General features: G+C 68.7%; 8 protein-coding genes and 1 tRNA gene. 6 read left to right on the top strand and 3 right to left on the bottom strand.

The features are described 5' to 3' along the window. Positions 1-372: 372 nt before the first annotated feature. From VB737_RS05480 to VB737_RS05460, 5 genes are all read left to right on the top strand, one after another. Positions 373-648: an HU family DNA-binding protein gene (locus VB737_RS05480; RefSeq protein ID WP_015110525.1), complete on the top strand. Its 276-nt coding sequence runs from the start codon at positions 373-375 to the stop codon at positions 646-648. Between the two features lie 55 nt (positions 649-703). Next, positions 704-1,669 carry a tRNA glutamyl-Q(34) synthetase GluQRS gene (gene gluQRS / locus VB737_RS05475; RefSeq protein WP_500311810.1) on the top strand — a complete coding sequence of 322 codons (966 nt, stop codon included), beginning with the start codon at positions 704-706 and terminating at the stop codon, positions 1,667-1,669. Between the two features lie 420 nt (positions 1,670-2,089). After that, positions 2,090-2,395: a lactate dehydrogenase gene (locus VB737_RS05470; RefSeq protein ID WP_500311808.1), complete on the top strand. Its 306-nt coding sequence runs from the start codon at positions 2,090-2,092 to the stop codon at positions 2,393-2,395. A 96-nt stretch (positions 2,396-2,491) separates the two neighbouring features. Next, complete coding sequence (locus VB737_RS05465) at positions 2,492-2,755, top strand: hypothetical protein (protein ID WP_500311806.1); 264 nt, start codon at positions 2,492-2,494, stop codon at positions 2,753-2,755. Positions 2,756-2,876: 121 nt separating this feature from the next. Beyond that, a complete protein-coding gene (locus tag VB737_RS05460) occupies positions 2,877-3,245 on the top strand; it encodes an AbrB family transcriptional regulator (RefSeq protein WP_094587220.1) in 369 nt (122 codons plus the stop codon). Positions 3,246-3,252: 7 nt separating this feature from the next. Here the strand turns inward: VB737_RS05460 and VB737_RS05455 are convergent, their stop codons facing one another. Both VB737_RS05455 and VB737_RS05450 read right to left on the bottom strand, forming a co-directional pair. Beyond that, complete coding sequence (locus VB737_RS05455; protein WP_500311804.1) at positions 3,253-3,744, bottom strand: hypothetical protein; 492 nt, start codon at positions 3,742-3,744, stop codon at positions 3,253-3,255. Between the two features lie 93 nt (positions 3,745-3,837). Next, positions 3,838-3,909, bottom strand: a tRNA-Thr gene (locus VB737_RS05450). A gap of 52 nt (positions 3,910-3,961) precedes the next feature. Between VB737_RS05450 and VB737_RS05445 the strand changes: the two genes are divergently transcribed. Beyond that, complete coding sequence (locus VB737_RS05445) at positions 3,962-4,219, top strand: DUF3493 domain-containing protein (RefSeq protein ID WP_500311802.1); 258 nt, start codon at positions 3,962-3,964, stop codon at positions 4,217-4,219. Here the strand turns inward: VB737_RS05445 and VB737_RS05440 are convergent. Continuing rightward, a partial coding sequence (locus VB737_RS05440) for a low-complexity tail membrane protein (protein ID WP_500311800.1) occupies positions 4,136-4,795 on the bottom strand: 660 nt, incomplete at its 5' end. The genes VB737_RS05445 and VB737_RS05440 overlap by 84 nt on opposite strands.

Here is a 4,795-nt window from a genome sequence, read left to right as displayed (position 1 = left end):
GCTGCGCCGCTGGCTGCCGCCCGGCTCCCCCGGCTGGATCGCCAGCGGCGCCGGGCTGGGGGCCTTGAGGGGGGCGAAGCTGGTGGAGCAGGGCGCCGACGTGCTGGGCGAGCTGGATCTGGAGGCCCTGGCGCTGCAGCCCCCCGGGGGCGGGCTGGAGGTCGTCGCCCCTTAGCACGGAACACCCCACTGCGGGCCCGGTGGCCCCCAAACCGCTGTCATGAGTGGACTTCTCCTGTTGCGGCCCTGCCGCAACGCCCATACGATTGGCGCGCTGAACGCACCGGGCGGTCGGGGACTTCCGATTCGCCTTCATCACTCGACGACCCGAACCCCCGCCATCGCCGCCTACCCGGAGGCTTCCCCCGAACAATGAACAAAGCTGATCTCGTCAACATCGTGGCTGCCCGCACGGAGCTCACCAAGACCGACGTCTCCCTCGTCGTCGATGCCGCCATCGAAACCATCGTCGATTCGGTGGTCGAGGGCAAGAAGGTGTCCATCCTCGGTTTCGGCTCCTTCGAGCCCCGTGAGCGCTCCGCCCGTCAGGGTCTGAATCCCAAGACCGGCGAGAAGATCAAGATTCCCGCCAAGCGGGTGCCCGCCTTCACCGCCGGCAAGCTCTTCAAGGACAAGGTCCAGGGCTGATCCGCCGCTGCCGCTCCCGGCCATGGAGGTGGCCGCAGGGAGTTCCAGCCCTCCCCTGCGGCTGCCCCTCCATCTGCGGCAGCGCCTTGCCTCTGGGCTGGAGCTCCGGCGGCAGGGCTACCGCACCCGTTTCGCTCCCTCCCCCACCGGTCCCCTGCACCGGGGCAACCTCCGCACCGCCCTGCTCGGCTGGCTTGAAGCCCGGCTGAGGGGCGGAGCCTGGCTGCTGCGCATCGATGATCTCGACGCCCCCCGCAACCGGCCGGGTGCCGAGGCCTCGATCCTCGACGACCTCCGCTGGCTGGGTCTGCACTGGGATGGTCCCGTGGTCCGCCAGAGCGACCACCGCGGCGTCTACGCCACCGTTCTCTCGGCCCTGCGCCGGGCCGGGCGGCTCTACCCCTGCCGCTGCAGCCGGCGGCTACTGGCCGATGTCTCGGCGCCCCACGGGGCGCTGGCGGTGTATCCGGGCTACTGCCGCAATGGTCCGCCCCTGTGGGGCTCCCAGGCTGGGCGGCTGCCCAGCTGGCGCCTGCGCCTGGAGCCGGGTGCCCTGTGCTGGCAGGAGCGCTGCGGCCCCTGTGGCGGCCAGGACGGCCCCACCGAGGTGGGAGACGTGGTGCTGCGCCGGGCCGATGGGGTGGTGGCGTACCACCTGGCCACGGCCGTGGACGAGCTGCTGATGGGCATCAGCGAGGTGGTGCGGGGGGAGGATCTCTGGCCTTCCACCGGGGCCCAGGTGGCCGTGATGGCCGCCCTCGGCACCGACCCGCCCGCCTATGCCCATGTGCCCCTGTGGCGGGATGGCCAGGGGGAGCGGCTGAGCAAGCGGGAGGGGGCCGAGGGGCTGGCCGGTCTGCGCCGCCGGGGCCTGGATGCCCCCGGGGTGATCGGAGAGCTGGCCGCCAGTCTTGAACTGGTGCCTCCGGGCAGCCGCCTCAGTGCCCGGGAGCTGGTGGATGGCCTGAGTCTGGAGGGACTGCAGGGTTGCCTGCGCCAGGGGCAGGGTGTCAATCCTTAAGGAAGATTTCGGGATCCAGGGGGTCTGGGCGAGGCACAGTGAGGAGATGAAAACAAACCCCTGCGAACCGGCCATGGCTGCTCATGTTCCCGCTTCCGGATCGAGGGGTCATTCCCCCGGTCTGAGCCGATGTCCCCAGTGCGGCGGCAGCGGCCTGCTGCGCATCGATGATCAGCGTTACCGCACCTGTCTCGACTGTCTCGGCCAGGGCCGCTCCCCGGCCATGGGGGGCGATGGGATGCTCTTCCGGATGGTCACTTCGAGGTCCGTTTCTTCCGCCAGATGAAGAAGGCGGCGGTGGCCACGACCACGGCCAGGGGCGCCGCCGTGAGCAGCAGCAGGATCACGGCGGTCCAGTCGGTGTACATCGGTGCGTGTGTTGAAGCGGTGCCATCATCCCAGCAGATGCCCCCTCCGGTGATGGCCGACGCTCCCCAGCCCAGCGACGTTTCCCGGCCCCTCTTCGGGTTCCGGGCGGGCTCCCTGGCCGTCCTGCTGCTGCTCGTTCTGACGGGGGGAGCAGGCAGGGCGCTGGCGAACGTGCAGTTCGAGAATTGCGTCACCGGTGCCGATGGGTCGATCACCTGCGACACGGTGCCCACCGGCAACACCCTGATGAATGACGTGGACGCCCGCTACGGGTTGCTGCAGAACGCCAGTCCCGGCTGGAGTGAATTCGAGCCCTACGAGGGCTATGACGATGACTTCGGCGGCAATGAGACATGAAGGGCCGGGCCGGGCTGGTTGCAACGACATGTGGCATCCCCTCGCGGCCAGCGGGTTCTCTGGAGTAGTTCAGAAGGATCATGCGCGGGGGTTGTGATGCATTTCTGGGCACCCGAGATCGATCCGGCCCATCCCCTGGAATGCACCCAGGCCGAGCGCTATGTGCTGCAGCGTCTCTCCGACGGCTCCTACGTCTCCATCCGTCCCGACGACCAGGGTCTCGGGGACGTGAGCGAACCGACGTCGGCCTATCTCTTCCATACCCACGAGGCGGCCGTGCGCGCCGCCGGTGAACTCAACCGCCTGGGTAGCGACGACTTCGATGTGGTCAAGGTGGAGTGGCCCATCGCACTCTGCTGAAGCCGCCACAGGTTCGCGTTGGTTCGTGGCATCAATCCGCAGGGCGTCATCGGCGGATCGTCCAATGACGACAAGCGACAAAACCTTTATAGTGTGTGTCGAAAGGTCTTTCCTGCTTCCGATGCTTACCGGATCTGATCTCCTGGCCAAGGTCAAGGAACTGGGCGATGTCTCGAAATCCGATCTGGTGCGTGGTTGCGGCTACGTCAGCACCAAGAAGGACGGGGCGGAGCGTCTTAATTTCACGGCATTTTACGAGGCTCTGCTGGAAGCCAAGGGCGTCAGCCTGGGCGAAGGCGGTGGCAAGGGTGCTTCCAAAGGCGGCCGCAAACTGAGCTACGTGGCCACCGTCCAGGGCAACGGCAACCTTCTGGTGGGCAAGGCCTACACCGCCATGCTTGATCTGCAACCCGGCGATGAATTCGAGATCAAGCTGGGCCGCAAGCAGATTCGCCTGATTCCCGCCGGCTCCACCGAAGACGACGACTGAACCTTCTTCACCCCGGCCCGGCGGGTGGTGTCGCTCTCCTCTGGCGATCACAGGCCACCAGGAAGGCCGTCACCCGGTCGCCCCAGTGCACCACCACCAGCAGGTTGCGGGGTGATCGGCAGAAGCCCTGTTGCGACAGCACGGCGAACTGGTTGAGGTCATCGTGGCTGACCAGGGGCTGTGCTCCCCTGAGGTCTTCCCAGGCACCCAGGAAGGTCTCCCCCTCGGCGGCGCGGCATCGGGCGTAGGCCTCGGCCACATCGAGCCCCTGGCGCCGCAGCCGCACGAAGGTATCCAGATCCGGCCCGAGATGGTCGATCCAGCGGCCCAGGTCCCCGACGGCCACCACCTGGCTGGGGACCGGGCCTGTGGTCCGCAGCAGCAGGGACGTCGTCGCCAGCGACCATGCCGTTTCCTCCAGCAGGCGTTCGGCGGCCTGACAAAGGGCCCCGTGGTGGCTCTCCAGCAGGCCTTCATGACGGGCCTTCAGATCATCCATGGCCGTTCAGGGCGACACGGCAGCGGCCACAGGGACCCAGGGCCAGGGAAACCCGGGGACGGCCGGCTGGCAACGGGAGCAGGGGAACGAAGAAGCCGGTGATCGGATTTGAACCGACGACCTACTGATTACGAATCAGTTGCTCTACCCCTGAGCTACACCGGCATCGGCCAAGAAATTAGCATTCGTCGGTTCACCACCTGCTGGGCACCATTCCATGGGATCCGACCCGAACAGATCCCTCGATCCGGCGCTGCGCCAGCGCCTGCTCAGCGAAGCGAGGACCCCCTGGCGGGGGCTCAGGCGGGCCCTGTGGTTCGCCCTGGTGGCCTCCGCCGGGCTTGGTCTGGCCACCATGGCCCTGCGTGCTTCCGCCGGCTCGGAGGTGCCCTCAGGGGATCTCCTGATCCAGGTCGGAGCCTTCGGCCTCTTCGGGGGGCTGCTCTGGTTCGACCGCAACCGCCTCGACGGCTGAGGGCTCGGCCGCTGGGACCTCGGTGGTCGGGGGTGGCACTGGAGGCGCCTCGGCTTCCGGTGTGACCTCAGGTGTCTGCACTTCGTCCGGCGGCGTCGCTTCGGTCTGAGCCACTGCCTCGGGCTGGGGCGCCAGCCCCGCCAGCCTCAGGGGCTCAGGCAGCAGCAGGGGCAGGCCCAGGCAGAGGCGCTGCTGCTCCAGTTCCTCCAGGCTGAGGGGGCGGGTGGCGGCCACGACCTCGGGGCTGCGGCTCAGCAGCCACAGGGACTGGATCAGCTGCTGCCACTGCCACAGCATCACCACCAGCAGCAGGGCCGCCAGCAGCAGGGCCACCAGCCGCGGGCAGGAGGCGAAGGGGGTGATGGGTGCGGCCACGGCGGCATGGCGGTCGATCCACCACAGCAGAGGCAGGCCTAGGGCGGCGCCGCCGGCCGTGGCCAGGACCAGCCCCGGGGCCGCCTGGAGCCGGCTGAGCCGCCGCTGCAGCTCCCGACGGCCCCGCAGCGGCGTCTGCAGCAGCAGCAGCGACCAGACGTCGGCGGGCCGGCGGGCGAGCAGCAGGCAGGGGGCCAGGGC

Source organism: Synechococcus sp. BA-120 BA3, from assembly GCF_034931285.1.
GTDB lineage: Bacteria > Cyanobacteriota > Cyanobacteriia > PCC-6307 > Cyanobiaceae > Cyanobium.
This window is presented reverse-complemented; position numbering and strand designations above follow the sequence as displayed.